Raw genomic sequence first — 26,169 nt, 5'->3', positions numbered from 1 at the left:
GCGCGCGTTTGTTCGTCTGCGCGCAATCGCATACACCCCGTCACTCAAAAATCCCGCCACGCCGAGGAATAAAACCGCCGCGTCACGCGTTGAATAACCGCAATGACCATCGGTCATCAGAGAGGTGCGGCCATGAAGTCTGTGCTTAAGGTATTGGGCGCCGTCGTGGGCGGCGCGGCGTTGACGAGTCTTGTCGCATGCGGAGGGAGTTCCGATTCGCTCAGCACGCCAGCGTTTACTTCGACCATCCTGGTGTCGGACGGCGCGGTCGCGGCAGCGCATACGGACCCCAACCTGAAAAACGCGTGGGGCATCGCATTCAACCCGAAGGCGTTCGCATGGGTAGCGGACAACGCAACCTCGGTGGCGACACTGTATGACGGCAACGGCATGCCGCAATCGCTGGTGGTCAGCATTCCGAGCGGAACTAGCGGACCAGCCAATCCGACCGGCATCGTGTTCAATGGCACAACCGATTTCATGGTCACGCAGGGCGGCAAAACCGGCGTCGCCGCATTCATCTTTGACGGCGAAGGCGGCACGATCACCGCGTGGGCGCCCGCGGTCGCACCCACGACCGCGATCGTCATGTTCGACGACGGCAGCGGCGGCGCGGTGTACAAAGGGCTCGCGCTGGCGAGCAATGGCGGCGCCAACTTTCTCTACGCCGCCGACTTTCATAACAACAAGATCGCCGTGTTCGACCGAAACTTCGCGAAGGTGGCGATGCCCGGCAAGTTTCAGGACACGTCTTTGCCGGCAGGCTTCGCACCGTTCGGCATTCAGGCGATCGGCGGGAATCTCTTTGTGACCTACGCCAAACAGGATGCGCCCGCGCACGACAATGTCGCCGGCGCCGGTCTCGGCTTCGTCGATGTCTTCGATACGGCGGGCAATCTGTTGCAGCGCTTCGCCTCGGCGGGTTCGCTGAATGCGCCTTGGGGCGTCGCGCAGGCGCCGACCAATTTTGGCCGCTTCAGCGGCGACGTGCTGATCGGCAACTTCGGCGACGGCAAGATCAACGCCTTCGATCCCGGCAGCGGTCAGTCGCACGGCACGCTCACGCTGTCCAACGGCGCGGCGTTCGTACAAGACGGTTTGTGGGGTATCGCGTTCGGCAACGGGCTCGATAATCAGCCGGTCAATACGCTGTTCTTTGCCGCCGGGCCGAATGACGAAGCAGACGGGGTCTATGGACGCATCGACGTGAAAATGTAAAGCGTGTCGCGCGTTCGGTTCGCGTCCGTCGGCCGAACGCGCGATAGCCACGGCACCACGACGTGCCGCATGGAGACGGACGAACAGCCACGCGCTTCTCGCAAGCGCGTCTAGCTCTTCACGGCACGCATCGCGTAAGCGGACAGCGACGCGATGCGCTCGGCGTTCAGCATCCTGATAATCCGCTTCACCGCGTGGCGTAACCGGCCACGCAGATGCGCGACACGCATATGACGCCAGAAACGGTTCGGTACAAAGTCGGGGAAACGCGCCTCCTTTTCCAGCAACGCCTTGCTGCCCGGTAAATGGACGAACGAACAGCAGCGAAACCACCGCAAGTCGCGATAGTTGTTGCCGGCCCAGTGACGTCCGACCGCCTGGTAGGCGCCGACCTCGATCAGCACCTGCCCTTCGTCGACGAGCGCATTGAGCGCGGCGGAGATGAATGCTTCGTCGCCGTGATGTTTCAGGCCCTCGCTTTCGCTGAGGTAGCGCGCGTAACTGGCCCGCGCGCGCGGCACGAGGCGGCGCAACGAAGCGGGCGTCGCGAGTAGAAACTCGCCGCCATACCAGCGCGGATTCCTGAGCCGCCGTTGCGCGACGATCTCCAGATCCGCGACCACACGCTCGCTGCCATACGCCGGAAACACCTGATCCGAAATATCGAACACACCGAGGCCGGCCTGCGCGCATCGTTCGATCAGATCGGGGGCGAGCGGCAGCAGCGCGACCATGTCGGCGTCGAGCAACAGCAGCATCGTGTCGGCGGGCAGACTCTCGGCCACCTGGTCCAACAGATCGAGTTTGAAATGCGCGGCGTAGAACGGCATGTTCTTCGGCAAGTCGATCGTCGCGTTGAGCTTCGTCACGGCCGGCCGTTTCTCCAGCGGCAAGCTTTCGAGCCGCTGCGCGACCAGCGCCGGCGCGTTGGTCATGATGGTCAACCTCGGCATACCCACCCGCCGCAAGCTGTTGTTCAGGCAGATCGCCTGGCTCACGTACGACAGCGGATCGCGATTCGTCGAGTTGGGCCCCGGCGTCGCATCCACATCGACATAAACAAGGGTGCAAGGAAAAAGATTCACGTTGCGCCTCACCACGCGTGAGCGACGGTTCGCTTTTCCAGCGCTGCCGTTACTGTCAGCAGGTTGATCCACAGCTAACTGACGGGGCGGGCCGCAGGCCCACGCGAGCTGCATGGCCGTCGAACCACGGCTCGCGCCCTCAATGGCGTCACGCTCGAGCCGGGTGCGCTGAGCTGCGGCGATGGAGTCGGATGAACCGGGGCGCAGCATCAGGCAAAGCCAATCGTTTCACGTCCTTGCATTGCCTTTCCGCCAAAACTCAGCGAGACGTAACGCGCACGCCATCGATCGCAATCGCGCCCCCTGGCGTTGCGCAATAATTGCGGCGCATTGTTGAGGGTGACTGAATAACTTACTTGTTCGCGATTGTGCCAGTGCCCGTCAACCCGGCCAATGCGCGCAGGCACGCCTTAGGGTCAGACTAATAAATATCAGTCCCGCGCTTCGCTCTCCAATCGATGACGCGCCCGGGTGGCGTGCCACGCGCTCGCAGCCTGGGCTAGCCCCGGCGCTGCCGCATCGGCCTGAAAAACCGGCGAATCTCGGTTGCGAGCAAAGCAGGTTGCTCCATCGCCGCGAAATGTCCGCCGCTCGGCATGTCGGTCCATTGCGTCACGTCGAAGGTTCTTTCGAGCCAGCTGCGGGGCGGATGACTGAGCTCCTTCGGAAAATGCGCGTAGCCGACCGGTGGCGCGACACGCTGCCCGTCGGCGAAACGCATCGGCTGCAAGCGATTTTCCCAATACATCTGCATCGACGAACCGATGCTCTGCGTGTACCAGTAGAGCGAAATGTTGGTGAGCAGCTCGTCCTTCGAAAACACCCGCTCGACGTCGCCGTCGCAATCGCTCCACGCGCGAAACTTCTCGCCGATCCATGCCGCCAGTCCCACCGGCGAATCGTTGAGCGAAGCGGACACGGTCTGCGGTTTGGTGGTGTGCATATGCGCATAGCCGCCTTCGAGCGCGACCCATTCGTTTTTATCGCGCAGGAATTTTTCCTCTGCTGGCGTGAGCGGCTGCTGGGCCGCGCCGATGGCGGGCTCGTAGGAACCAGGCAGGAAGTTGAGATGAATGCCGTCGACGGCTTGCGGATGCCGCGCGGCGAGCGCAATCGACACGCCTGCGCCAAGATCGCCGCCCTGGGCGCCGAACCGCTCATAGCCGAGGCCGCGCATCAGCGCCACCCACAGGTCCGCCACCTGAAATGCAGAGGTGCCGGGTTGCGCCGGCGCGGGCGAAAACGCGAAGCCAGGCAGAGACGGAACGACGACATCGAACGCGTCGGCGGGATCGGCGCCAAACGCGGCCGGGTCGCAGAGCTGGTCGAGCAGCGTGTGGAACTCGAAGAACGAGCCGGGCCAGCCATGCGTGACCACCAACGGATAAGGCGAGATCCCCTCGCCGCGTCGATGGACGAAGTGCACGCGCTGAGCGTCGGCCTCGGCCATGAATTGCGGTTGCTGATTCAACTTGCGTTCGGCCGCGCGCCAGTCGAAATGCTCGGCCCAATGCGTGGCCAGCTCGCGCAGCCATGCGGAGTCGGCGCCCTGCTGCCACGCGGGCGACGGCGTGGCCGGCGCCCAGCGCGTCGCGCGAATCCGCCGGCGCAGATCATCGATGTCATGGTCGGGAATAACGATCTCAAACGGTTCTATCTGCATGGCGACTCATCTGGCACGGGGTGATGGATTACGTGCGCTGCCGATTCGGTCACACGCTGACGAAGTCCACTTGCAACCCGGTCGGCGCCAGCGCACGAAGCTTTTCCGCATGGTACGCGCTCGGCGCGAAAAAGCAGAAAAAGCCCGCGAAATACGGGCTTTTCAACAGCATGCTGCCTGAGCGCCCGCTTGGAAGCGGTGACGGATACCTACAGTGCCGACCACCTGCGTGTCGGTCGACGAAGCGCTCACGCCGACGATATCGGCGGTGACGCCCGAGTTGCCCGTGCTGCCGACATGCTGATACGCCGCTTCGGCATACACATCGGTACGCTTGGACAACGCGTAGGCGGTCTGCAACGTCACCTGGTTGTACTTCGGGCCAGCCGCCACCTTCAGGCCGCCGAACGTGTACGACGCGCCGACACTAGAGGCGCGGCTGTCGGCGAAGCTGCCCGCCGCATTCGAAAAGCCGTACAGCGCGCCGAGCTTGAAGCCGCCGTAATCGACGCTCTGGTACTTGACCGCGTTATTGATACGCACGGAGTTGTTCAGGTTGTCGTTGTCGTACGGGTGCGAGGCGAGCGTGCCGCCGTATTGCGTGCCGTTCAACGCGAGCGGGGGCGAATGCTATCGAGCGGCGGAGAATAGCCGACAAGGAGAAAGACCGTTTTTCAGTTAATTACGGCCTTGTGTTTTTGCGACGTCGCCGGTTTTTAACAACCTGCGCCGTCTGGCCACGATAAGACACGGACTCGCCGATAGCCGGATAATGAGCCGTCCATTCCCCTATCTTTCCCCATCCACCGAGAGGAGCCTGCCGCGATGTCCACCTACGAATCCAAAGTGCCGCGTGTGCTGTTGACGAACGACGACGGTATCGACGCGCCCGGTCTCGCCGTGCTCGAAGCGGTTGCCGCCGAACTCGCGCACGAAGTCTGGGTGGTCGCGCCCGAGCACGATCAGAGCGGCACGTCGCATTCGATCAGCCTGCATTCGCCGCTGCGTGTCAGCCGCCAGGGTGAGCGGCGTTTCGGCTTGACGGGCACGCCCGGCGATTGCGTCGTGATGGGCGTGCGCCATCTGATGCGCGACGCGCCGCCCACGCTGATCCTGTCGGGCATCAATCGCGGCGGCAACCTCGGCGTCGAGACGATGTTTTCGGGCACCGTCGGCGCGGCCATGACGGGGCTACTGCTCGGACTGCCGTCGTTCGCGCTGAGCCAGACCTTCAGCAAGCGCGACAACGTGCGCTGGGATACCGCGCGTGCGCTCGCGCCTGGCGTGATCCGTCAGTTGCTCGCCGTCGGGCACGCGGTGCCGACCTGCCTGAACATCAACTTCCCCGATGTCGACGCGGCCGCCGCCGGTCCGCTCACGCCGACCCGGCAAGGTGTCGGGCTCGTCGAAGATATCGACGTGCTGCCGCAAGTCGACCCTCGCGGCATGGCCTATCACTGGCTGCGCTTTCAACGCGGCACACGCGCGAACGATCACGATAGCGAGACCGCCGTGGTGGCAGCGGGCCGCGTGTCGGTCACGCCGCTGGCCTTCGATCGCACCGACGAACCGACCTTCGCGCGGCTTGCCGCGTCGCTGCGCTAACCGTCGGTTCGGAGTTCGGGGGTTTCGATCGATGCGTCGATCCCCGTAGCCGCCGTGACCACTGTTGATGAGCGCCGCGTATGGCGGCGGCGATCATCGCGAAGCCGCAAGCTCACTCAAGGACGCGTCGCGCTGGTCAGGCTCGGCGCGCCGCCCGGTCCAGCGGGGTCGGGATTGCCGAACGCCGGAAGGCTGCCGTCCTGACGCGCACGGACGATCTCCGCGCGTACTTGCGCACGCGTTTTCGGCCCGCCGTCCGACTTCGGCAGCGTGCCGCTGGACGGCGCGGGTTGAGCCAAAGGTTGCGACATCACGGTTGGCGCGGCCGGTTCGTCTTGCGGACTCGACGGCGCTGTTTGCACCGTGTGCACCGGTTGCTGCATCGACGGCGGCGTATTGAGAGCAGCGGGTGTGGTGGGCGTGGTGGGCGCACTCTCCACCACTTTCATTGCGGGCGGCGCATCAGCAGGCTGACTGGCGACAGGCAACGCGCCCGCAGCAGATACGTCGCCACTCGACGCGCTATCACTACCAGAGCCCGCCGTCACGGTTTCAGCTGAATGCCGGTTCTTTGCATAACTCGACGCGCGGTTCGAATGCTCGTGCGTCGCGAAGCGGCTATCGCGCGTGTGACCGGCGTTCACCTGCGAAGACGACGACATTCGCGCCGATGTCCCGACCGGCTGCGGAGCCTGATCCACCTGCTCCGCCAGCGCACGCGGATCCTTGTTTTGCAGTTCGATAACCTGATCGTCGTTTTTGTGCGCCGGGCGTACCGCGCCAGGTTGCGCCCGCGCGGCGGCAACGTCGTCGCGCAGCAGACTATTGCGCGCCGCCTGCAGACGCGCGGCCTCGGTCGCCGCTGGATCGTTGCGAGCCTTGACCCTGCCCGACGCGACCGTTCCGCTCTCCATGCCGCCGCGGGCGGAACGCGCCGACTCGCCACCACGCTTCAGGCCGAGGTCGTCCGCCGGCGACCAGCCGTCTCCGGACTGCGATACGTAAGCATAAGCGCCAATCGCGACCGCGCCGATAACCAGACCTGTGAAAACTACCTTTCTGGGCTCGCTATACAAGACCTGTCCCCTTCCAATAGTGAACCTGCGCGTTCGCGATTGCGCGAGCACGCCCGAATTCATCAGAGGGTTGGCGACGATCGATCCGATGGATGCCGCCGTCACGGCCGCAGCTTCGGGCCGATCAACTCACGTACGAAAGTGTGCGCGAACTGGATGCAGTCAATTGTCTGTTTATGTTTCGCGAACGTCGAATCGTCGGATCAAGCAGGCCATGTGTCCGAAATGGCCAGCTAGCGGAGCAGCCTGTCTCGTATGGGCCAACGATCGTGTGGCATTCCTGAGCAAGTTCGAGAACCTGCTGAGGATCGCCGCGCGCCACGGCATCAAGGTCTCGCCGATCTTCTACGACGACTGCTGGAACCCCACGCCGCAATACGGCCCGCAGCCGGCGCCGGTCTGGGGCGTGCACAACAGCCGGTGGGTGCAGTCGCCGGGCACGCCGGTCGAACAGGCGTATTTCCAGCCGGGCGCGTCCAATGCCGCCGTCACGTACAAGGCGAGTCTGGCAAGCTACATCACCGACTTCGTCGCGCCGCATCGCGACGGCATGTCACGCACACCGCGGCGACCCGCGCAACCTACCCACTTCACGTCACGCCGCGAACACGCCGCCACTCACCCCACACCGAGTTTCGCAAGCAGCGCATTCGCCGCCGCCTCCGACGACGCCGGATTCTGACCGGTAATCAAGGTCCCCGCGACGACGACATGCGACTGCCAGTCCGGCCCCTTCGAATACCGGCCGCCGTTCTTCTTCAACATGTCTTCGACAAGAAAAGGCACGACGTCGGTGAGACCGACGGCAGCCTCCTCGGAATTCGCAAAGCCCGTGACCGGCTTATCGCGCACGAGCGGCGCGCCATCCGGCGCCTTCGCGTGACGCAGCACGGCAGGCGCATGACAGACCGCCGCAACCGGTTTTCCCGACGCATGGAAGGCTTCGATGAGGCCAATCGAATGTGCGTCGTCGGCGAGATCCCACAGCGGTCCGTGGCCGCCGGGATAAAACACCGCGTCGTAGTCCACGGACGAAAGGGTCGCAAGGCGCTCGGTATTCGCGAGCGCGGCTTGCGCTTGCGGGTCTTGCCTGAAGCGCCGGGTCGCGTCGGTCTGCGCGTCGGGATCGTCGCTCCTGGGGTCCAGCGGCGGCTGGCCGCCTTTGGGCGAAGCGAGCGTCATCGCGACGCCGGCGTCCTCGAACACGTAGTAAGGCGCGGCAAACTCTTCGAGCCAGAAGCCGGTCTTCTTGCCGGTATTGCCGAGTTGATCGTGTGACGTCAGTACCACCAGGATGTTCATATCCACCTCGCGAGCAGGGTCGATTCGCGTGGCGGCAGGCCGTGAAGCGGCGTGCTCGCCTTCAGACGCTCTCGCAGTATAGGTGGCGCTGCGCGGCGCCGAAGAGGTTTCTGGCGCGACGTGACTGGCCGCGCTTACACCGGCGACGCGGCTTTCACGCCGCATCTAACAACGAGGCTCGCGCGACGTCACGCCTGATGTGCCTACGCGCAGCTATGGCGCGATGTTGCCGTTCGTCGCGTCAGACGGCATAAATTTCCGGGTTCTCCACGAGGGGCAAGAATTGTCCGGTGCGCCCATCGAGTGCGAGCATCACGCCGCTTTCGATTTCGAAGATCCACCCATGCAGTTGCAACGTTTTGTTGGCAAGCCCGACGGCCACTGACGGATGCGTGCGAATGTTGCCGAGTTGCGCGATCACATTGTCTTTGACCAGTGCGTCGAGGCGTTCGGCGTCCGAATGATAAGTGCGTGACGCGTTGACCGCTTTGGCCGCATCCGCATGACGCAGCCAGCCCGCCACTGCCGGCAGATGCTCCAGATTCATGCAGGTCGAGATCGCCGTCATCGCGCCGCAGTTGGAGTGGCCGCAGATCACGATATCGCGCACGCCCAATACCGCCACCGCGTACTCGACGGTGGCCGAGACCCCGCCCGGTTCCGGGCCGTAAGACGGCACGATGTTGCCGGCATTGCGGATCACGAACAGCGCGCCCGGCTCCGCCTGCGTGAGCAACTCCGGGACCACGCGGCTATCCGAGCAGGTCACGAACAGCGTGCTCGGACTTTGCGCCGCCGACAAACGCTTGAACAACGCGATCTGCTGCGGAAAGACGTCGCGTTGAAAGCGGATGAAACCTTCGATGATTTCCTGCACGATGTTCTCCAGACAATCGAGGACCGCTCTCGCAGCGCATGCGCAGGCGACCCGCGGCAAGCGTGCTATCGGTTGGCGTGACTATACCGTAGCCGCGCATGCGAGCTGTGTCCAGCCGGCGTGAACGCGCGCGTCGACTATCGAACGTACATCGGGAAAGATTCCATACAGACGCGTATTCGTCATCACTCGCGCGCCTTTCGCTTCGCCACAAAAAAACCCCGGCTGTTTCCAGCCGGGGCCAACTCTCTCGCTCGCACACCGGAAACCGTGCGTGCATGACTACTTTACCTACGTCGACGAAGCGGATATATACGCCGCGCTGGAAGAGTCCTTTCCACCGCCGCTCGAATCCAGATGCGTTGCGCTAATGCGCGCAATCACATGCAAACACGCATAAGCGCAACCCAACCAGACCCATCGAAGCGCATCCCGCTTCATCGCACATCAACCGCTGCCTCAACGGCTGTACATCGCGTTCCAGTCGGCTGCGGACACCGCCGGCCGGCCGCTTTGCGACGAACCCGCGATGCTGCCGCCATAAGCGCTCGCGTTGCTGTTCTGGGCGGCAATGCGGGCTTGCGCTGCCTGAATCGCTTCGGGGTAGTGAGCCTGGTCGCCGTCGCCGACATGGTAGCCGGCCTGTTGAAGCTGAACCAGTTCCGCGCGCACCTGCTCGCGCGTGATGCGGGTATTCGATTGTGCAAAAACCGTGGCCGAAGCAGCGAGTGAAGCGACGACAACAACAGCCTTGATCAGGGACGTCATGATAAAAACAAGCTCCAGTAATTGATGGTCCGCGGTGCTTCGAGTGACTCTCTGCGCGACCGCTGGACTCAATATAGGCGCCGCTTCCTCATAGAATAATGGCCGCGCATCGAAGGGATCGTTGTTGGATCTGGAGAAATTGCCGGACCGCGCGCTGCGCGACATCCACACTGGCAGCGCATGGCCCGCCGACCATCACGCTCAGAAGCGCGTACGCAGACCCACGGTGCCGACCACCTGATTGCCGGTCGACGACGCGCCGCCCGCCGTGTTGATAAAGGCCCTGTAGCCCTTGCCGCTGACGTGCTGATACATCGCTTCGGCGTAGACGTCCGTGCGCAGCGACAGCGCATACACGGCCTGCAGGTTCACCTGATTCCATTTCGGATCGGAGCCGAAGCTCGACGTGCCGCTCACATGCGCGTCCGTGTACGTGTACGCCGCGCCGAGACTCAACGCTGGTGTGACCGCATACTTGCCGTTGACTTCGTAGTTGTAGAAGCGCATCGAGCCATGCGTCGCGCCGAACGACGCGCTGTTCTGGAACTGGCTATGCGTGTAGACGAAGCCGCCGCGCCAGCGGACAGGCGTGGAGCGCCATGCAGCGGCTCTACGCTGCTTGCGTGGGTTGTACATGAACAACAGGGTCCGGTGAAGCCGTCGTGCTATTTGATCCGCTGCCACACGACTTTCGACGATCCATATCCGAACGCACCTGGCGTGATGTAAGTGAGCCGGTCGCCGGCGAGCGTGAATGGGCGTCGCTGGACATCGGCGTCCCAGTTCGGAAAGGTGCTCTTCTGAATATGGAAAACGATCACGTGTTCCGCCGCGTCCACGCTATACGTGCCGAAATGCGCAACGTTGCCGCGGGCGAGCGCCGCGTTTTCTTGCGCCGTGCCCAACTCGCGGTTGCCCGACGCGAGTTTCGGCAGATCGGAACTCAGCACGATCAGCACATAGCGGCCGTCATTGCCGAAGATGAGTTGCCCCTGTGGATGCGGACCGAGCAGTTCCACGTCGCTGCCGCTCTTCGCCACGCTCAGCGAGACGAGCGACCACGAACCGGCCAGCTCCGCCGCCGTCTGGGCGAACGCGCTTTGCAGCGGCGCGCACAGTGCCACAAGCGCCATCACGCTGGCGGCCAGGGTCGAGTGCATTGGTTTCATGCCGTTCTCCACGCGCGCGAGGAAGTGAAGTCAAACGGATCCGTCGCGCGCCGCCAGCAACACTTGCGTCAGGATTTGCCGCACGAGCGTGCGGAGCGCCCTTGGGCTCTCGACCTCTTTCTCGCATCCACACTCGGACGAAGACTGTTATGACGGGTGAGAACCGAACCGGATTTCGTTCAGGCAGTGTGTACAGCGTAGGCGCTTTGCAAATGAAATGCCACTGGCTCGGGCCCGGCGCGCACGCACCGGGCCCCAGTTATCCGAATGTCCGCGACCGGCGCGGCCTCAATTGAAACCTCTCATTGAAACCTCTCATTGATACCTAATTGAAATCGCCAGTCTCGAGTTCCACCGACCGTCCGCCGTTTTTTTCGAGGACCCGTCGCGTGGCGTTTTCAATCCGCGCGCGATTGGCCTCGAAGGTGCCCACCAGATCGTGGGCCGATGTGCCGCCGTTGCCGAAATGGTCATTCAGCGCATCCAGCGACACGCTGCACCAGACGTCCGCCCCGTCCACATTGGCCTCGAAGGCGACGCGCGCCGCTGCCACCACTTCGCGGCGCCCGGTGAATTCGATCCTCATAATCATCCTCCATGTGTCGAAAGAGAACTTCGAACGCGCAAACCCTGTGCCAAGCCGCTTGAGCCTTCGCCGCGGCCGGCGCCGAGCGCGGGTTCTCCGCAAGGTGCATACTCCACATCGGCCGCCACGCGCGGCCGCGCTGATGCGTCGCGGCAAGGCCTCCTGCCAGGCCGTCAGACGCGCCCAACACCTTGATACTAACGCTTCCATGTCCCGCAGCCCTCAATCATCGCGCGCTCTCGTCATTGCCGCCGTCATGGCCTCCATGGCGATGGTCGCCATCGAAGCCACCATCGTCTCCACCGCGATGCCGCAGATCGTCACGCAACTCGGCGACCTGCATCTGTATAGCTGGGTCTTCTCATCGTTCCTGCTCACCCAAACCGCGATGACTGTGGTGTTCGGCAAGCTCGCCGATCTGTACGGACGCAAACCGGTGATGCTGGCCGGCATCGCGATCTTCCTGCTCGGCTCGGTGCTCGCCGGCTTCGCATGGTCGATGCCGGCCATGATCGTGTTCCGCCTGATACAAGGCGTCGGCGCGGGCGCGATCCAGCCGGTCACGCTGACCATCGTCGCCGATCTCTATCCGGCACGCGAACGCGGCAAGGTGCAAGGCTATCTGGCCAGCGTGTGGGCCATCTCGGCGGTCGTCGGGCCGATGGTCGGCGGCTTCATCATTCACAACCTGTCGTGGGCGTGGATCTTCTGGATGAACGTGCCGATCGGCCTCGCGTCCGCGGCGGGCTTCATTGCGTTCCTGCGCGAATCGGAGCGGCACGCGCGCCCGTCGATCGATTTCGGCGGCGCGGCGCTGTTCATGGCGGCGATCGCCGCATTGATGATGGCGCTGACCTATGCAGGCGACGACGAGATCGCCAGGGCGTCGTTCGCGGGCGGCGCATTCCTGCTGTGCGTGCTGTTCTTCGTGCTGCAGGAGCGCCGCGCGGCCGAGCCGATGATCTCGTTCGCGCTGTGGAGCCGCCGGCCGATCGCCGCGTGCAACGGCTCGACGTTGTTGTCCGGCATGATCCTGATGGGCGCCACGACGTTCCTGCCGATGTACGTGCAGGGCGTGCTGCATCGTTCGCCGGTGGTCGCCGGTCTCGCGCTCACGATGATGATGGTCGGCTGGCCGGCCGGCGCCACGCTCGCGGCGAAGTCGTTCCACCGCCTCGGCTTGCGGCGCATTCTGCTCGGCGGCAGCATGTTCGTGCCGCTCGGCGCGGCACTGCTGCTGTTCCTGTCGCCCGGCGCCTCGCCGCTGATCGCCGCGTTCGGCTCGCTGATCATCGGCTTCGGCATGGGCACGTCGAGCGTCAGTTCGCTGGTGCTGATCCAGGAGATCGTCAAGACGGACGAACGCGGCAGCGCCACCGCGTCGAATCTCTTCTCACGCAATCTTGGCAGCACGCTGGGCGCGACGCTGTTCGGCGCGGTGCTCAACTTCGGGCTCAGTCACTCGCAGGGCGTCGCGGTGGTCACGTCGGACCAGTTGAAAGCGCTGCTGCAGAATCAGGCGGCCAGTCTCGGCGACAGCGACATGATCCGCTTGGTGCTGCACCAGTCGCTGCACCTGACGTTCATCTCGATCTTCGTGATCGCGATCTTTGTGGTCGCGCTGCTGGCGTTCGTGCCGGCGCTCCATATCGGAGCGGAGAAGAAAATGCCGCTTGAGGCATTGTCGCCGCTCGAGGATTGATTGGCGCGGGGGGAGCGGCGGCGTTGTGCTTTCTGACTTGCGGCCACATACCAACGCACGCACATCAGGATCACATCAAGCCGATAGCGCAGCCCGCTTCAGAACCTTGGCAATGCCCGGATCAAGGGTCGTTCCTGGCGTCAATGTCTTCTTCATCGTGGGGGCAATGTGTTTCTCTTAGCCCGACACTTCTGCGTTTCCGCGCTAATGCGACACAGCCCCTTTTAGCCGCCCTTCGCGTACAGCGTCGATTCCGCGAAACCTTCGGCGGCCAGCACCTGCCCGACCAGGATCAGCGCGGTCCGCTCGATCGCGGTCGATTGCACTTTGCCGACGATGTCGTCGAGCGTACCGGTGATCTTTTCCTCGTCCGGCCAGCTCGCGCGATAGATCACCGCGATCGGACACGCGCCGCCGTAGTGCGGCCGCAACTCGTCGACGATGCGCGCGAGGTGCCGCACGCCCAGGTGGATCGCCATCGTCGCGCGGTGCCGTGCGAGGTCGGCGAGCTGTTCGCCCTCGGGCATCGTCGTTTTGCTCGCGTAGCGCGTGAGGATCAGCGTCTGCGCAACATCGGGCAGCGTCAGTTCGCAGCCGAGCGTCGCCGCGCACGCAGCTGTGGCGGTCACGCCGGGCACGATCTCGTACGGAATGCACAGCTCGCGCAAGCGGCGGATCTGCTCGCCGATCGCGCCGTACAGCGACGGATCGCCGGAATGCACGCGCGCCACATGCTGGCCCTTGACGTGCGCGGCCTTGAGCAACGCGACGATCTGATCGAGGTCGAGCTCGGCGGTATTGATCACCTGCTCAGCGCTATGGCCTTCGAGAACCGCGGCCGGCACGAGCGAACCCGCGTACAGGATCACCGGAGAACTGCGCACGAGGCGCTGCCCTTTCACCGTGATCAGTTCCGGGTCGCCTGGACCCGCGCCGATAAAATACACCGTCATTCAGTACTCCAATGATTCATTTTTCCGTGATGCCGCGCGTGCCCGCTTCGACCCGAAGTTCAACCTGAGCCCGCAATGCTTCCAGCAGATCGGCTACGCTTTCGAATTCACGATAGACCGCCGCCAACAGCGGGCGGCGCAACATGATCACCGGCAAGCCACGTTCCCGTGCGACTTCGAGCTTCGCTTCGGTCGCGCCGCCGCCGCTGTTTTTGCTGACCACGACGTCGAAGGCTTGCAACGCGAAAAGCGCGCGCTCTCCTTCGAGCGTGAATGGCCCGCGTGCCGCGAGTATGCGGGCCCGCGCATGGTCCGGCTGCGGATCGAGACAGCGCACCGTCCAGAACTGCCGCGGCGGAATTTCGTCGAGATGCGCGAGCGGTTCGCGGCCGAGCGTGAAGAGCGGCCGCCTGAACGGCGCGAGCGCCGCCATCAGCTCGTCCCAGTCGCCGACCATCCGCCAGTCGTCGCCGGCCTGCGGCTGCCAGGCTGGACGGCGCAGCGCCCAGCACGGCACGCGCGCCGTACGGCACGCCTCGGCCGCATTCGCGCTGATCTGTGCGGCGTACGGATGCGTCGCGTCGAGCACGAGGCCGATCCCTTCGCTTTCGAGGTAGCGCGCCATGCCCTCGCTGCCGCCGAAGCCGCCCACGCGTACCGCGCACGACAGATCGGCCGGCACCTTGCCGAGGCCCGCGAGACTGTACACGTGAGCGGCGCCGAGTTGTCGCGCGATCTTCAACGCGTCGCCGGTGCCGCCGAGCAGCAGGACCCGCATCATCGCGCCGCTCCGATCAGATTGCCCTGGCGGTCGATCGCGAACATTTCCACGTTGACCTGCGGCGGCACGATTTCGCGCGCCACCGCCAACGCATGCCGGCAGACGATATCGCCGAGCGGCACCTGCTGCGCCCGCGCGAGCGCCACCGCCTGCTGACTCGTATTGGCCGCGCGAATCGCCGCCTGCAACGCAGGGTCGGCGCCTTGCGCGGCGGCCCATGTCGCGAGCCGGTCGAGATCGATGCTCGAATTGCGGCTATGCAGATCGAGATGGCCCGCCGCCAGCTTGCTGAGTTTGCCGAAGCCGCCGCACACGCTCAGCCGTTCGACGGGCGCGCGCTTCATATGCTTGAGCACCGCACCGACGAAATCGCCCATCTCGATCAGCGCGATATCCGGCAGCCCGTAGTGCGCGCGCATCGCGTCTTCGCTCGCATTGCCGGTGCAGGCGGCCAGATGCGTGTAACCGTTCGCGCGAGCGACGTCGATGCCCTGATGGATCGACGCGATATACGCCGAGCACGAGAACGGCCGCACGATGCCGGTGGTGCCGAGGATCGACAGGCCGCCGAGAATACCCAGGCGCGGGTTCATCGTTTTCAGCGCGAGCTGCTCGCCGCCTTCGACGCCGATCGTCACTTCGAAGCCGCCGCAATACGCGTGCTCCGCCGCGAGCTCGGTCAGATGCTCGGTCATCATCTTGCGCGGGACCGGATTGATCGCCGGCTCGCCGACCGGCAACGTGAGCCCCGCGCGCGTCACCGTGCCGACGCCCGGTCCCGCGCGGAACATCACGCCCGGTTCGGCGACGAGGCGCACGCGCGCAAACACGAGCGCGCCGTGGGTCACGTCGGGGTCGTCACCGGCATCCTTGATGGTGCCCGCCTCGGCGCCATCGGCGGTCAGGCGGCAGAATACCAGCGGCATCGGCACGTGCTGGCCCTTCGGCAGCACGATCTCCGCGACCTCGCTGACCACCCCCGCGAGCAGCAGACGCGCCGCCGCGAGCGACGTCGCGGTGGCGCAGCTGCCGGTCGTGTAGCCGCTACGCAGCGGCGCGGGTTGTTCGGGCGATTCTTCGCGCATTACGGTTGGTCAGGTGAAGCGGCGGCGATGGCGTCGATGCTGTTCGCAGTGTTCGTGCCGTTCGTAGTGTTCGCCCCCTTCGTCACCTCCAGAATCGTGATCGGCAACGCCTGGCGCCAGGTGTCGAAACTGCCGAGCGCTTGCGCGTCCGCGAGCGCGATACGCGTCAGCGTGCCGCCATACCGCTCGCGCCACGCGGCGAGCGCCGCCTCGCCCTGCAACGTGACCGCGTTGGCGACCAATCGGCCGCCGTCGCGCAGACTCGCCCAGCACGCGTCCAGCACGCCCGGCACCGTCACGCCGCCGCCGATGAACACAGCATCCGGCACCGGCAGCCCATGCAGCGCATCGGGCGCGCGGCCGGCGACGAGTTGCAGTCCCGGCACACCCAACGCATCGCGATTGTGTTCAATGAAGCGCTGCCGCTCCGCATGTGCTTCGATCGCGATCGCGCGGCAAGCCGGGTGCGCGCGCATCCATTCGATACCGATCGAGCCGCTGCCCGCGCCCACGTCCCACAGCAATTCGCCGGGCGTCGGCGCAAGGCGCGCGAGGGTGATCGCGCGCACGTCGCGCTTGGTCAACTGGCCGTCGTGACGGAACGCATCCTCGGGCAAGCCGCAGGTCAGCGGCAAGCGCGGCGCGCCCGCCGTCGCGTGGCATTCGAGCGCGATCAGATTCAGCGCGGCCACCTCGCCCCCGCTCCACTGATCCGCGCGGCCGTCGATGCGGCGCTCCAGTTCGCCGCCCAGATGTTCGAGCACGGTCATCCGGGTCGCGCCGAAACCGCGCGCGTTCAGCAACCCGGCGAGCGCGGCAGGCGTGCGCCCGTCCGCGCTCAGCACGAACACGCGCGCGCCGTCGTGGAGATGCGCGGTCAGGGTCGGCAACGGACGGCCGACCAGCGACACCGTGGCGACCTCCTGCAACGGCCAGCCGAGACGCGCGGCCGCCAGCGACAACGACGACGGCGCGGGCAACACCCGCAATTCGTCCGCCGGCAACTGCCGCGCCAAAGTCGCGCCGACGCCGAACAGCATCGGGTCGCCGCTCGCCAGCACGCACACGGCGCCGCTGCGCTCGGCCAGCAACGGCGCGAGGTCGAACGGGCGCGGCCACGCGGCACGGCGCGCGGCGAGGCGCGCGGGCAGCATCGCCAGATGACGCTCGCCGCCGTACACCACTGACGCCGTCAGCAAAGCGCGCCGCGCGGGCCGTCCCAAACCGGCGAAGCCGTCATCGCCAATGCCCACCACGGTCAGCCACGCCGGCATGCTTCGATCCTCATTCTGTGTCTTCAACTATTGCGCTGTGCCACGCCGGTCAAAGCGTCCAGCCTCGTTGCGCGGTTCGAAAAAAGGCATAATACAGCCGCCGGTGCCCTTCGGGGCCGAAGAGGGAACACAGTGCCACTGTGGCTGCCCCCGCAACTGTATGCGGCGAGTCCGCCTGCGCTGCGCGCCACTGGTTCGACCGGGAAGGCCGCGGCGGACGATGACCTGCCAGCCAGGAGACCTGCCGGCGAGACTGTTCGTGCCAGCCAACATCGGGCGGGGTGTACCGATGCCGTAGCAATCCGCCTCGCGGCTTGCTCGGGCCGCCGCGCGACGCTAAACCCGGTGTCCGTCTTGACTCAAGCTTCGCCCTCCACTGTGTTGCCTCACGCGGCCCCGACGCCGCGGCCCTCGGCATGTCCTGGCCTGCTGCGTATCGTCGCGGCGCGCGACGGCGGGATTTGCCGGATCAAGCTGCCGGGCGGCGAGTTGCGCGCGGACCAGGCGCGGGTTGTCGCCGCTGCGAGCGCGCGGCACGCGGCCGGGGTGATCGAGTTGACCAATCGCGCGAACCTGCAAGTGCGCGGCGTGCGCAGCGGGCATGAAGCGGAGTTGATTGCCGCGCTGGTCGAGGCGGGTCTCGGGCCGATGCCAGGGTCGATGCAGATGACGGATGCGGTGGACCCTTCGAACGCCGCGACGATCAGTTCCGCGGAGGATGTGCGCAACGTGATGATCAGCCCCGCTGCCGGACACGATCCGTTCGCACTGATCGATACGACGCCGCTGTGCGCCGAACTGCTGACACTGCTGCAAAGCGAAACGCGCTTCACGGCGCTGTCGCCGAAATTCGCACTGCTGCTGGATGGCGGTGAGCGTCTTGCGAGGATCGATCATCCGCATGATGTTTGGCTGGCGGCAACGCAAGGCCATGATGGTGTGAGATTCGTGTTTGGGTTGGCGGGGTGTCCGCCTGCGGATGCGCAAGCAAATGCGATCAAGGTCGCGGGTATCAACACGTCTTCAACTACAGGTGCGCCCACATCCGCGCAAAACCTGCCCACCGACTCCCCTGCCCCGACCCATCAACCCCACGCCAACGACAAACACGCATTAGCCGCCGTTCTGCCCTCACAAGTCCCTGCGCTCGTGCGCGCGCTCCTGCATACGTTCATCGATCTCGCGGCCGCCGATGCCACGCGCATGCGTCACCTGCTCGCCACCCATTGCGCCGACGCACTGTTGCAGCACGCCCAACGGTACGTCGATTTCCCGCTGTCGCGCGACGCGTCGCTCACCGGCTGGCACCGCAGCACCCCAGCCGATGCCGCGCTTCGTCTCGGCGCGCACGCCCAACGCGAGCCAGGCCTGTGGCACGCCGGCGGCCAGCCGCCGCTCGGCCGCCTCGACGCCGTGACGCTGCACGGCCTCGCCGCGCTCGCGCAACAACACGGCAACGGCACGCTACGCGCCACGCCCTGGCAAAGCGTGCTGCTGACCGACATCGCCACGCAGGCGCTACCCGCCGTGCTGACAGAACTGAACGCGCTCGGCCTCGCCTGCGATCCCGCGCAACCCATCGCACGCCTGATCGCTTGCGCCGGTTCGAGTGGCTGCGCGAAGAGTCTCGCCGACACCAAAGCCGACGCGCTGCAACTCGCCGAGCGCCTGCCATCTGGAGTCGATGTGCATCTAAGCGGCTGCGCGCGCTCGTGCGCCGCCGCGCATTGCGCGCCGTACACGCTGCTGGCCGCGGCGCCCGGCACCTATGACCTTTATCGACGCGACGGCCAGCCTGGCTTCGGCCGGTGCGTCGCGCACCAACTGACGATCGCACAGGCCGCCGACCTGCTCGACCACCTGGCCCGGAGTTACACAGATGCTTGATTACATTCGCGACGGTCAGGAGATCTATCGCCAATCTTTCGCGACGATCCGCGCGGAAGCCGACTTGTCGCGCATCCCCGCCGACCTCGAAAAACTCGCGGTGCGCGTGATCCACGCGTGCGGGATGGTCGACGTGATCGACGCGCTGCAGTTTTCCGCGGGCGCGGGCACCGCGGGCCGCACGGCGCTCGCGCAAGGCGCGCCGATTCTGTGCGATGCCGGCATGGTCGCGCAAGGCATCACGCGCGCGCGGCTGCCCGCCGACAACGACGTGATCTGCACGCTCACGCATCAGGACGTGCCGACGCTCGCGCGCGAGCTCGGCAACACGCGCTCGGCCGCCGCGCTCGAATTGTGGCGTCCGTATCTGGCGGGCAGTGTCGTCGTGATCGGTAATGCGCCGACTGCGCTGTTTCATCTGCTCGACATGCTCGATGCCGGCGCGCCGAAGCCCGCGTTGATTCTCGGCTTTCCGGTGGGCTTCGTCGGGGCGGCCGAATCGAAAGCGCTGCTCGCCGACGACAGCCGCGGCGTGCCCTACGTGGTGCTGCACGGCCGGCGCGGCGGCAGCGCGATGGCTGCCGCCGCCGTCAACGCGCTCGCGACGGAGGTCGAATAAATGACCGCACAAGGACGTCTGTTCGGACTCGGCGTCGGCCCCGGCGACCCGGAACTCATCACGGTGAAGGCGCTGCGGCTGCTGAAGGCGGCGCCGGTGGTCGCATACTTCGTCGCGAAGGGCAAGAAAGGCAACGCGTTCGGCATCATCGAAGCGCATTTGCATGATGCCCAGCAGCATCTGCCGCTGGTCTATCCGGTCACGACCGAAGCGCTCGAACCGCCGCTGTCGTATGAGGCGATCATCACCGACTTCTACGACACCGCGGCCGAGATCGTCGCCGGTCATCTCGATGCGGGCCGCGACGTCGCGGTGATCTGCGAAGGCGATCCGTTCTTCTACGGCTCGTACATGTATCTGCACGACCGGCTCGCGGCGCGCTACGAAAGCGAAGTCGTGCCCGGCGTGTGCTCGATGCTCGGCGGCGCGGCGGTGCTCGGTGCGCCGCTGGTGTATCGCAACCAGAGCCTGGCGGTGCTGTCGGGCGTGCTGCCGGAAGACGAATTGCGCCGGCGTCTCGCCGATGCCGACGCCGCCGTCGTGATGAAGCTCGGCCGCAATTTCGACAAGGTGCGGCGCGTGCTCGGCGAACTCGGCCTCGCGCAACGCGCGCTGTACGTCGAGCGCGCGACGATGGGCAATCAGCGCATCGTGCCGCTCGCCGAAGTCGATCCGATGGCGTCGCCATATTTCTCTCTGCTCGTCGTGCCGGGGGAAAAATGGCAAGGCTGACGGTACCCGCAATTGTGATTCTCGGCGCGGGCGCGTTGGCGACCGCGCGGCGTATTCAGGCGCTGTACAACGATCGTGACGCTGACGCGAATTGCCAGGTGCATGCGTTGCAGGGACGCGTCGACGCCGACGTGCCGTACACCGAACTCGGCGCGCATCTGTGCGAGCTGTACGCGCGCGGCACACCGATCGTCGCGTTGTGCGCGGCCGGCATCGTGATTCGCTGCATCGCGCCGTTGCTGTCGAACAAGGGCGTCGAGCCGCCGGTGCTGGCCGTCGCCGAAGACGGCAGCGCGGTCGTGCCGTTGCTCGGCGGGCTCGCCGGCGTCAACGTGATGGCGCGCGAGATTGCCGCCGCGTTGGCGGTGCCGCCCGCGATCACGACGAGCGGCGAACTGCGCTTCGGCACCTGTGTGCTCAATCCGCCCGATGGCTACGCGCTTGCCGATATCGGGCAAGGCAAACGCTTCGTGTCGGATCTGCTGGCGGGGGAAAGCACGCGCATCGAAGGGGAAGCGCCCTGGCTCGACGACGCGCAATTGCCTCGCTCCGCATCGGCGCGTCTTGCGATTCGCGTGACGCCGCGCGCGTGGGATGGGCGTGCGGATGAGTTGGTGATTCATCCGCGTAGCGTGGTGGCGGCGGTGATGGGTGCGGGTGCGGGTGCGGGTGCGGGTGCGGGTGCGGGTGCGGGTGCGGGTGCGGGTGCGGAGATCGTCGCACGGGTGCGTGAGGCGCTCGATGCACACAGTCTCGCGCCGCTTTCGTTAGCGGCATTGCTCGCATCGTCCGAACACATGGCGCACCCGGCGCTTGCCGAAGCCGCCGCGAGCTTGAACGTGCCGTTGCGCTTCGCGCAAACACGTCCCGAGCACGGCGAGCCGCCCGCCAACCTGCTGCATGCCGCTCTGCGCATCCCCTACGAAACGCTGCACAACGACATCGCGACAGGCGTCGCGCTGGCATTGGCGCCGCTGGCAATCGACCCTGACACGATCGGCCGCGCGCGCGGCCGCCTGACCGTGATCGGCCTCGGTCCAGGCAGCACCGACCTGATGGTGCCCGCCGCTCGCAAGGCGCTCAACGAGGCCACCGATATCCTCGGCTACGAAACCTACGTGAAAATGGCCGGCCCGTTGCGCGCCGGGCAACGCGTGCACGGCACCGACAATCGCGAAGAAATGCAGCGCGCGCGGCACGCGTTCGAACTGGCGAGCGCGGGACGCTCGGTGGTAATGGTGTCGTCGGGCGATCCGGGTGTGTTCGCGATGGCGGCCGCGGTGCTCGAAGCGCTCGAAGCCTCGCAGGACAAGGCATGGGCCGCCGTCGAACTGTCGATCGTGCCTGGCGTGTCGGCCGCGCTCGCGACCGCCGCGCAAGCCGGCGCGCCGCTTGGCCACGACTTCTGCATGCTGTCGCTGTCCGATAACCTGAAGCCGTGGACGATCATCGAAAAGCGTCTACGGCATGCGGCCGAAGCCGATCTGGTGATGGCGTTCTACAACCCGATTTCCCGCGCGCGTCCGTGGCAACTGGATCAAGCGCTGGACATCGTGCGGGCCTATCGTGCGGCCACGACCCAGGTGGTGCTGGGGCGTGACATCGGCCGGCCAGGCGGCACGCTGCGCACGCTCACGCTAGGCGAACTGCGTTCGTCCGATGTGGATATGCGCACGATGGTGATCGTGGGATCGTCGAGGACGCGCAAGTTTGCTAGCGGCACTGAAGGCGCCGAATGGGTCTACACGCCGCGCTGGTACGAGTGAGCGGGCAACGCGCCGCCGCCATCTCACCTGAACGCGCGGCGCGTCCCCAAGCCACCCAAGCCACCTAAGCCACCCTAAGCCGCCACCTTCAAATCCTCGATCGCCCGCTGCCTCACCCCGAGGTCGTCCCACAACTCCGGATGGCAGGTGAACACCAGAATCTGGTGCCGTGTCGCCGCGTCGATCAGCGCGCGCTTGATCGCATCGCGCCGTGCCGCATCGGTATGCACCGCCGCGTCGTCGAGCATCAGCAAGGTCGGCCGGCCCGACGCCTTCAGCAGATCCGCATACGCGAGCCGCGTCAGAATGCCGAGCTGTTCGCGCGTGCCGAAGCTCAGCGCATCGAGCGTATCCGCGCGGCCATGGCGATCCAGCGTCGCGGGACTCAGATCGTCGCTGAGCGCAATCGTCGACTGCGGGAAAATCCGCTTCAGATAATGCCCAAGCCGCTCGGTCAACGGCGCGCGCAATTGCGCCACCGCCGCATCGCGTTCGTCGACCAGCACCTCGTCGAGCAGGCTCAACGCGCTCGCCCGCAAGCTGAGCTCGTCCTTGCGGCGCGTGGCCTGCTCGACCTGCGCGTCGAGCGCCGCCAGACGTTCGCCGAGCCCGGACGCGCCGATCGTCTCCAACTGGCTGCGCAAGTGCGCGATCCGCACCTGCCGCTCGTGCTGCTCGTTGCGCGCGAGTTCCGCCGACGCGCGATAGCGCTTCGCCTCCGCCGCCGGATCGTCGAGACGCACCGCTTCCAGTTCGCGCTCGCGGCCTTCGCGCTGCCTTCTCAATGCGTCGACCTGCACGCGCTGTTCGACGATTTTCGTCTGCCACTGCGCGCGGTTGCGGCAATACGCTTCGTCACTCAACTGCGCTTCCTTGCGCTGCAACTGCGCGGCAAGCGATTCAGCGGTGGCGATGCCGGTCGATCTTTTCTCGGCGGCCTGCGCCAGCACTTTTCTGGCGGCCTCCAACGCGTCGCGCGCGATCTCGGCGTTGCGGCGCGCTGCGTCGAGCGGCGCCGCCGCGGACACATCGGGCAAGCCCGCCAGCCGGTCGTTCGACGCCTGCAAGCGCGCGGCGGCCGAAGCCAGCGCGGCACGCAGCGCGTCGATGCCTTGCGGCGCGTGCACGTCGAGAATCTTCGCCTGGCTTTTTTGCTGCGCGGTCAACGTCTTCCATTGCTCGTAGCGGGCCTCGGCCTCGCCCAGCGACGCGACACCGAGCGCCTGCAACAACTGCGCGTGCCGTGCTTCGAGCGACGCGAGTTCTGACAACTGCGCAGACAGATCGGAGACGCCCGGAATCACCCGCAGTTCGCCGAGGTCGCCGAGGCCGATCAGTTTCTCGTCGTCGACGCGCAGCACGCCCTCGCCCGTGACCGGCGCGCCGTCGACCGTCAACGCGCCGTTCAGCCGGTATTCGATGCGCGTCATCGCCGCTTCGGTACGGGCGCGCAGCACCGTCAGCTCGCCGTTGAGCGCGGCGAGGCGCTTCAACTTCGCCTCGTCGACTTCGACGGCCGCCGCTTCGCGCGCAGCTTCGAGCAGCGCGTCGTTCGCCTTGCCCGCGGCGGCGATCGCCGCTTCGAGCCGCTCGCTCTCGGTGCGATAGAAACCGATCTGGCTGCGCAAATCGGCGGCGGTCACGGCCGCGTTCGCCAGTTCGAGCGCACGGCTGGCATCGACGGATGCCTGCTCGAATTGCGCGACGCCGGACGCCGCTTGCGCATGTTCGGTCTGCGCCGCCGCCACGTTGGCGCGCGCCGCATCGAGCTGCTGGCGCTCGCGCGCGACGGCCGCTTCCAGTTCGGCCGCGCCCTGCTCCTGTTGCAGCGACAACGCCAGTTCGGCCTCGCTCACCTGCAGCGACTGTGCGAGCCCCTGCACACTGCGTTCGAGTTCCGCGGCGGCATCGGCGCGCTGCTGCGCGAGCACGGCCTTCTGTTCGTGAAGCTCCCAGGGGCGTTTGCGCTGGGTGTCGTCGTACGCTTGCTGCTGCGATGCAAGCCGCGTGATGTTCTCATCGAACTGTTGACGCTGCTGCTCCAGTTCGTCGCGCTCGGCAATCAAGGCGGCCAGGGTCGTTTCGGCTTCAGCCAGCGGCCCGGTCGACTTCTGCGTGCGCGCCGTCAGCAGTTGCCGCAGCTCGCGCTGCACGGCGGCGATCAGCGCATCCTCGCCGGCCGACTCGCTGCCGCCCGACAGTTGCGACAGCGCATCGCGCAGATACTGCGCAGCGTGTCCCGTCGAATCTCGCACCTCGTGCGTGCCGCCCTGCTGCACCCACAACAACCCGGGCACGCCCGCGTTCTCGGCTTTCAACGGCCCACGGGCGGCCCGCGAAAAACCGAGCAACGCCGCGAGCTTGTCTTCGGCTTCATCCTCGCCGAATACGGCCTGGCCGATCTTCAGCTCGCAGCGCTGGCGTGTGACGAACTGCTTCGACAGCCTGCACTGTGCGCCGTCCAGTTCGAAGCTCACCTCGACCGACGGCTGTCCGCTCGCCTTGCCCCAAGGCAGCAGGTCTTTCAGATGCGAGGCTTTGTAGCGTTCGAGAAACACCGCGCGCACGGCTTCGGCGACCGTGCTCTTGCCCGCTTCGTTCGGCCCGGTGAACAGATTGAGACCGGGCTGCAGATCGTCGATGACGAGCCGTCCGGTGAACTGCTTGAATTCCTGGATCGCAATACTTTGCAGCTTCATGCGGACCTCGCGTCGCGCGGCAATTCACGTTGAAAACGCGCCAGAAGCAACAAGGCCTCGGCCGCGCGCTTGAGCTGCTGCGGGTCGGCTTCCGGGTCTTCCTGCAAGCCGCGCAGCCGCGCCACCACCTTTGCGAGGTAGCCGCTTTGCGCGCCGAGTTCGGCAAGGTCGTCGGCGGTGGGCAGCACTTGCAGGCCGCTCAGATCGACACGCAGCGCCCGCACCCGCGCGCGGGCTTCTTCGAGCGCGACGTGAAGCGCTTCGGCGTCGGCCAATGCGGCCGTGCCGTTCACACTCACGCGCAGCACGTCGGGGCTGCCCAACGCGGCGAGCCGCGCCTTGAGCGCATCCACATCGGTCGGCACCGAGATCGTCTCGTCCCAGCGATGCCATTGATATTGACCGACCCGCACCGCTTCGACTTGCGGCGACGCCCCTGGCTCGCTCAGCGTCACATCGAGCATGAAGCCCGGATCGTTCGCGCGGAAACGGTCCTGCTCATGCGTGCCGGCGTACCACGTGCGTTCGTCGACACGCAAATGACCGTGCCAGTCGCCGAGCGCGAGATAGTCGAGACGCGCGCTGGCGGCACGCGTCGGCGCGATCGGATTCGACGAGTCGATGCCTTCCTGCAGAATCCCGCTGACGCTGCCGTGCGCGAGTCCGATGCGGTGATAGCCTGGCGGCGTTTCAGCGGTATCGAAGAAGCCAGTGGTGTCATCGTAGGTGATGCGTTGCGTGAGCGGCGCGCACAGCAGCGCACAGCGACACGCATCCAGCAACAGCACGCCGGGTTCGAGGACCACCCGCACGTTCGGTGCGATGCAGTTCAGCCGCTGCGCGCGGGTCCACACGCTCTCGACCAGCGCGGCGTCGTGATTGCCCGGCAGCATGATCCACGGCCCCGAGAATGCCTGCAACGCGCCGAACAGACGCCGGATCACCGTGTCCGAGACGGTCTGCAAATCGAACACGTCACCCGCGACCAGCACCGCGTCGACGTTGCGAGCGGCCGCTTCGTCGGCGATGCGGCGCACGGTGTCCAAGCGCGCTTGCGCGAGATGCGCGGCCTCATCTGGCTCGAACTGGCCGAATTGCGTGCCTATCTGCCAATCCGCGGTGTGCAGAAACCTGATCACTCGCCCCTCCATTCAGTCCATTCCGTTTCATTGCAATCTGCCGCGCCTCGAGCCCGGCCTCGCAGTCTAACCGCAGATGTTACCGCGCCGAAGCGGCAAAGAGTGCCCGCGCCTGGGGTACATCGGGTGGCGAGCGGCGCTACACTCGCGGTTGCTGGACGCGCGCGTCGACCGTACCGCATG

22 protein-coding genes, 3 pseudogenes and 1 riboswitch are annotated in these 26,169 nt (G+C 65.9%); of the genes and pseudogenes, 8 read left to right on the top strand and 17 right to left on the bottom strand.

Annotation, left to right across the window (positions count from 1 at the left end):
• Positions 1 to 132 precede the first annotated feature (132 nt).
• On the top strand, positions 133 to 1,218 hold the full coding sequence (locus HV744_RS12830; protein WP_175149881.1) for a TIGR03118 family protein: 1,086 nt from the start codon (positions 133 to 135) through the stop codon (positions 1,216 to 1,218).
• Between the two features lie 110 nt (positions 1,219 to 1,328).
• Here HV744_RS12830 and HV744_RS12825 read toward each other — a convergent pair whose 3' ends face one another.
• From HV744_RS12825 to HV744_RS38440, 3 genes and pseudogenes are all read right to left on the bottom strand, one after another.
• The gene (locus tag HV744_RS12825) at positions 1,329 to 2,303 is read right to left on the bottom strand and encodes a hypothetical protein (RefSeq protein ID WP_175149880.1); all 975 of its coding nucleotides are present in this window, start codon (positions 2,301 to 2,303) and stop codon (positions 1,329 to 1,331) included.
• 499 nt (positions 2,304 to 2,802) lie between these two features.
• Entirely contained in the window at positions 2,803 to 3,966 is a 1,164-nt protein-coding gene (locus HV744_RS12820) for an epoxide hydrolase family protein (RefSeq protein WP_175149879.1), read from the bottom strand.
• Positions 3,967 to 4,350: 384 nt separating this feature from the next.
• Positions 4,351 to 4,587, bottom strand: a pseudogene (locus tag HV744_RS38440) (porin); the annotation flags it as partial.
• 204 nt (positions 4,588 to 4,791) lie between these two features.
• On the opposite strand from HV744_RS38440, the gene surE reads away from it, so the two are divergent.
• The gene (surE, locus tag HV744_RS12810; protein ID WP_175149878.1) at positions 4,792 to 5,571 is read left to right on the top strand and encodes a 5'/3'-nucleotidase SurE; all 780 of its coding nucleotides are present in this window, start codon (positions 4,792 to 4,794) and stop codon (positions 5,569 to 5,571) included.
• Between the two features lie 116 nt (positions 5,572 to 5,687).
• On the opposite strand, the gene HV744_RS12805 is transcribed toward surE, so the two are convergent.
• A complete protein-coding gene (locus tag HV744_RS12805) occupies positions 5,688 to 6,647 on the bottom strand; it encodes a DUF4148 domain-containing protein (protein WP_175149877.1) in 960 nt (319 codons plus the stop codon).
• A gap of 271 nt (positions 6,648 to 6,918) precedes the next feature.
• Between HV744_RS12805 and HV744_RS12800 the strand changes: the two genes are divergently transcribed.
• Positions 6,919 to 7,329 carry a hypothetical protein gene (locus HV744_RS12800; protein ID WP_175149876.1) on the top strand — a complete coding sequence of 137 codons (411 nt, stop codon included), beginning with the start codon at positions 6,919 to 6,921 and terminating at the stop codon, positions 7,327 to 7,329.
• Here the strand turns inward: HV744_RS12800 and HV744_RS12795 are convergent.
• The 6 genes and pseudogenes from HV744_RS12795 to HV744_RS12770 all read right to left on the bottom strand — a co-directional run bounded on the left by HV744_RS12795 (position 7,266) and on the right by HV744_RS12770 (position 11,349).
• Complete coding sequence (locus HV744_RS12795; RefSeq protein WP_175149875.1) at positions 7,266 to 7,949, bottom strand: type 1 glutamine amidotransferase domain-containing protein; 684 nt, start codon at positions 7,947 to 7,949, stop codon at positions 7,266 to 7,268. The two genes, HV744_RS12800 and HV744_RS12795, sit on opposite strands and share 64 nt — an antisense overlap.
• 241 nt (positions 7,950 to 8,190) lie before the next feature.
• Positions 8,191 to 8,826, bottom strand: coding sequence for a carbonic anhydrase (locus tag HV744_RS12790; RefSeq protein WP_175149874.1), 636 nt, complete (start codon positions 8,824 to 8,826; stop codon positions 8,191 to 8,193).
• Positions 8,827 to 9,285: 459 nt separating this feature from the next.
• Entirely contained in the window at positions 9,286 to 9,594 is a 309-nt protein-coding gene (locus HV744_RS12785) for a DUF4148 domain-containing protein (protein ID WP_175149873.1), read from the bottom strand.
• A 201-nt stretch (positions 9,595 to 9,795) separates the two neighbouring features.
• Positions 9,796 to 10,164: pseudogene (locus HV744_RS12780) on the bottom strand (porin); the annotation flags it as partial.
• A 95-nt stretch (positions 10,165 to 10,259) separates the two neighbouring features.
• Positions 10,260 to 10,763, bottom strand: a complete 504-nt coding sequence (locus tag HV744_RS12775; RefSeq protein ID WP_175149872.1) for a lipocalin-like domain-containing protein — start codon at positions 10,761 to 10,763, stop codon at positions 10,260 to 10,262.
• Between the two features lie 325 nt (positions 10,764 to 11,088).
• Complete coding sequence (locus HV744_RS12770) at positions 11,089 to 11,349, bottom strand: DUF1488 family protein (RefSeq protein WP_175149871.1); 261 nt, start codon at positions 11,347 to 11,349, stop codon at positions 11,089 to 11,091.
• A gap of 208 nt (positions 11,350 to 11,557) precedes the next feature.
• Between HV744_RS12770 and HV744_RS12765 the strand changes: the two genes are divergently transcribed.
• Positions 11,558 to 13,051, top strand: a complete 1,494-nt coding sequence (locus HV744_RS12765; RefSeq protein ID WP_246279018.1) for an MDR family MFS transporter — start codon at positions 11,558 to 11,560, stop codon at positions 13,049 to 13,051.
• 31 nt (positions 13,052 to 13,082) lie between these two features.
• Here the strand turns inward: HV744_RS12765 and HV744_RS38435 are convergent.
• The 5 genes and pseudogenes from HV744_RS38435 to cbiE form a co-directional block, all read right to left on the bottom strand.
• Positions 13,083 to 13,207, bottom strand: a pseudogene (locus tag HV744_RS38435) (IS6 family transposase); the annotation flags it as partial.
• Positions 13,208 to 13,275: 68 nt separating this feature from the next.
• The gene (gene cobM / locus HV744_RS12760; RefSeq protein WP_175149870.1) at positions 13,276 to 14,004 is read right to left on the bottom strand and encodes a precorrin-4 C(11)-methyltransferase; all 729 of its coding nucleotides are present in this window, start codon (positions 14,002 to 14,004) and stop codon (positions 13,276 to 13,278) included.
• 16 nt (positions 14,005 to 14,020) lie between these two features.
• Entirely contained in the window at positions 14,021 to 14,785 is a 765-nt protein-coding gene (locus tag HV744_RS12755) for a cobalt-precorrin-6A reductase (protein WP_175149869.1), read from the bottom strand.
• Positions 14,782 to 15,870: a cobalt-precorrin-5B (C(1))-methyltransferase gene (locus tag HV744_RS12750; protein WP_175149868.1), complete on the bottom strand. Its 1,089-nt coding sequence runs from the start codon at positions 15,868 to 15,870 to the stop codon at positions 14,782 to 14,784. Before HV744_RS12750 ends, HV744_RS12755 begins: the two co-directional genes overlap by 4 nt.
• Complete coding sequence (cbiE, locus tag HV744_RS12745) at positions 15,870 to 17,144, bottom strand: precorrin-6y C5,15-methyltransferase (decarboxylating) subunit CbiE (protein WP_175149867.1); 1,275 nt, start codon at positions 17,142 to 17,144, stop codon at positions 15,870 to 15,872. The genes HV744_RS12750 and cbiE overlap by 1 nt, the downstream gene beginning before the upstream one ends.
• A gap of 84 nt (positions 17,145 to 17,228) precedes the next feature.
• A riboswitch (cobalamin riboswitch) is annotated at positions 17,229 to 17,407 on the top strand.
• An 82-nt stretch (positions 17,408 to 17,489) separates the two neighbouring features.
• Between cbiE and HV744_RS12740 the strand changes: the two genes are divergently transcribed.
• From HV744_RS12740 to cobJ, 4 genes are read left to right on the top strand one after another with little or no spacing between them, the layout of a single operon-like run.
• Entirely contained in the window at positions 17,490 to 19,031 is a 1,542-nt protein-coding gene (locus tag HV744_RS12740) for an oxidoreductase (RefSeq protein ID WP_175149866.1), read from the top strand.
• Positions 19,024 to 19,650: a precorrin-8X methylmutase gene (locus HV744_RS12735; protein WP_175149865.1), complete on the top strand. Its 627-nt coding sequence runs from the start codon at positions 19,024 to 19,026 to the stop codon at positions 19,648 to 19,650. Before HV744_RS12740 ends, HV744_RS12735 begins: the two co-directional genes overlap by 8 nt.
• Positions 19,651 to 20,382, top strand: coding sequence for a precorrin-2 C(20)-methyltransferase (locus HV744_RS12730; protein WP_175149864.1), 732 nt, complete (start codon positions 19,651 to 19,653; stop codon positions 20,380 to 20,382).
• Positions 20,379 to 22,148 carry a precorrin-3B C(17)-methyltransferase gene (gene cobJ / locus HV744_RS12725; protein ID WP_425497706.1) on the top strand — a complete coding sequence of 590 codons (1,770 nt, stop codon included), beginning with the start codon at positions 20,379 to 20,381 and terminating at the stop codon, positions 22,146 to 22,148. Before HV744_RS12730 ends, cobJ begins: the two co-directional genes overlap by 4 nt.
• A 74-nt stretch (positions 22,149 to 22,222) precedes the next feature.
• Here the strand turns inward: cobJ and HV744_RS12720 are convergent, their stop codons facing one another.
• Together HV744_RS12720 and HV744_RS12715 are read right to left on the bottom strand one after the other, a co-directional pair.
• On the bottom strand, positions 22,223 to 24,847 hold the full coding sequence (locus HV744_RS12720; protein ID WP_175149862.1) for an AAA family ATPase: 2,625 nt from the start codon (positions 24,845 to 24,847) through the stop codon (positions 22,223 to 22,225).
• Complete coding sequence (locus HV744_RS12715; RefSeq protein WP_175149861.1) at positions 24,844 to 25,986, bottom strand: metallophosphoesterase family protein; 1,143 nt, start codon at positions 25,984 to 25,986, stop codon at positions 24,844 to 24,846. The genes HV744_RS12720 and HV744_RS12715 overlap by 4 nt, the downstream gene beginning before the upstream one ends.
• Positions 25,987 to 26,169: the final 183 nt, after the last annotated feature.

This window comes from Paraburkholderia ultramafica (assembly GCF_902859915.1).
GTDB classification, from domain to species: domain Bacteria; phylum Pseudomonadota; class Gammaproteobacteria; order Burkholderiales; family Burkholderiaceae; genus Paraburkholderia; species Paraburkholderia ultramafica.
This window is presented reverse-complemented; position numbering and strand designations above follow the sequence as displayed.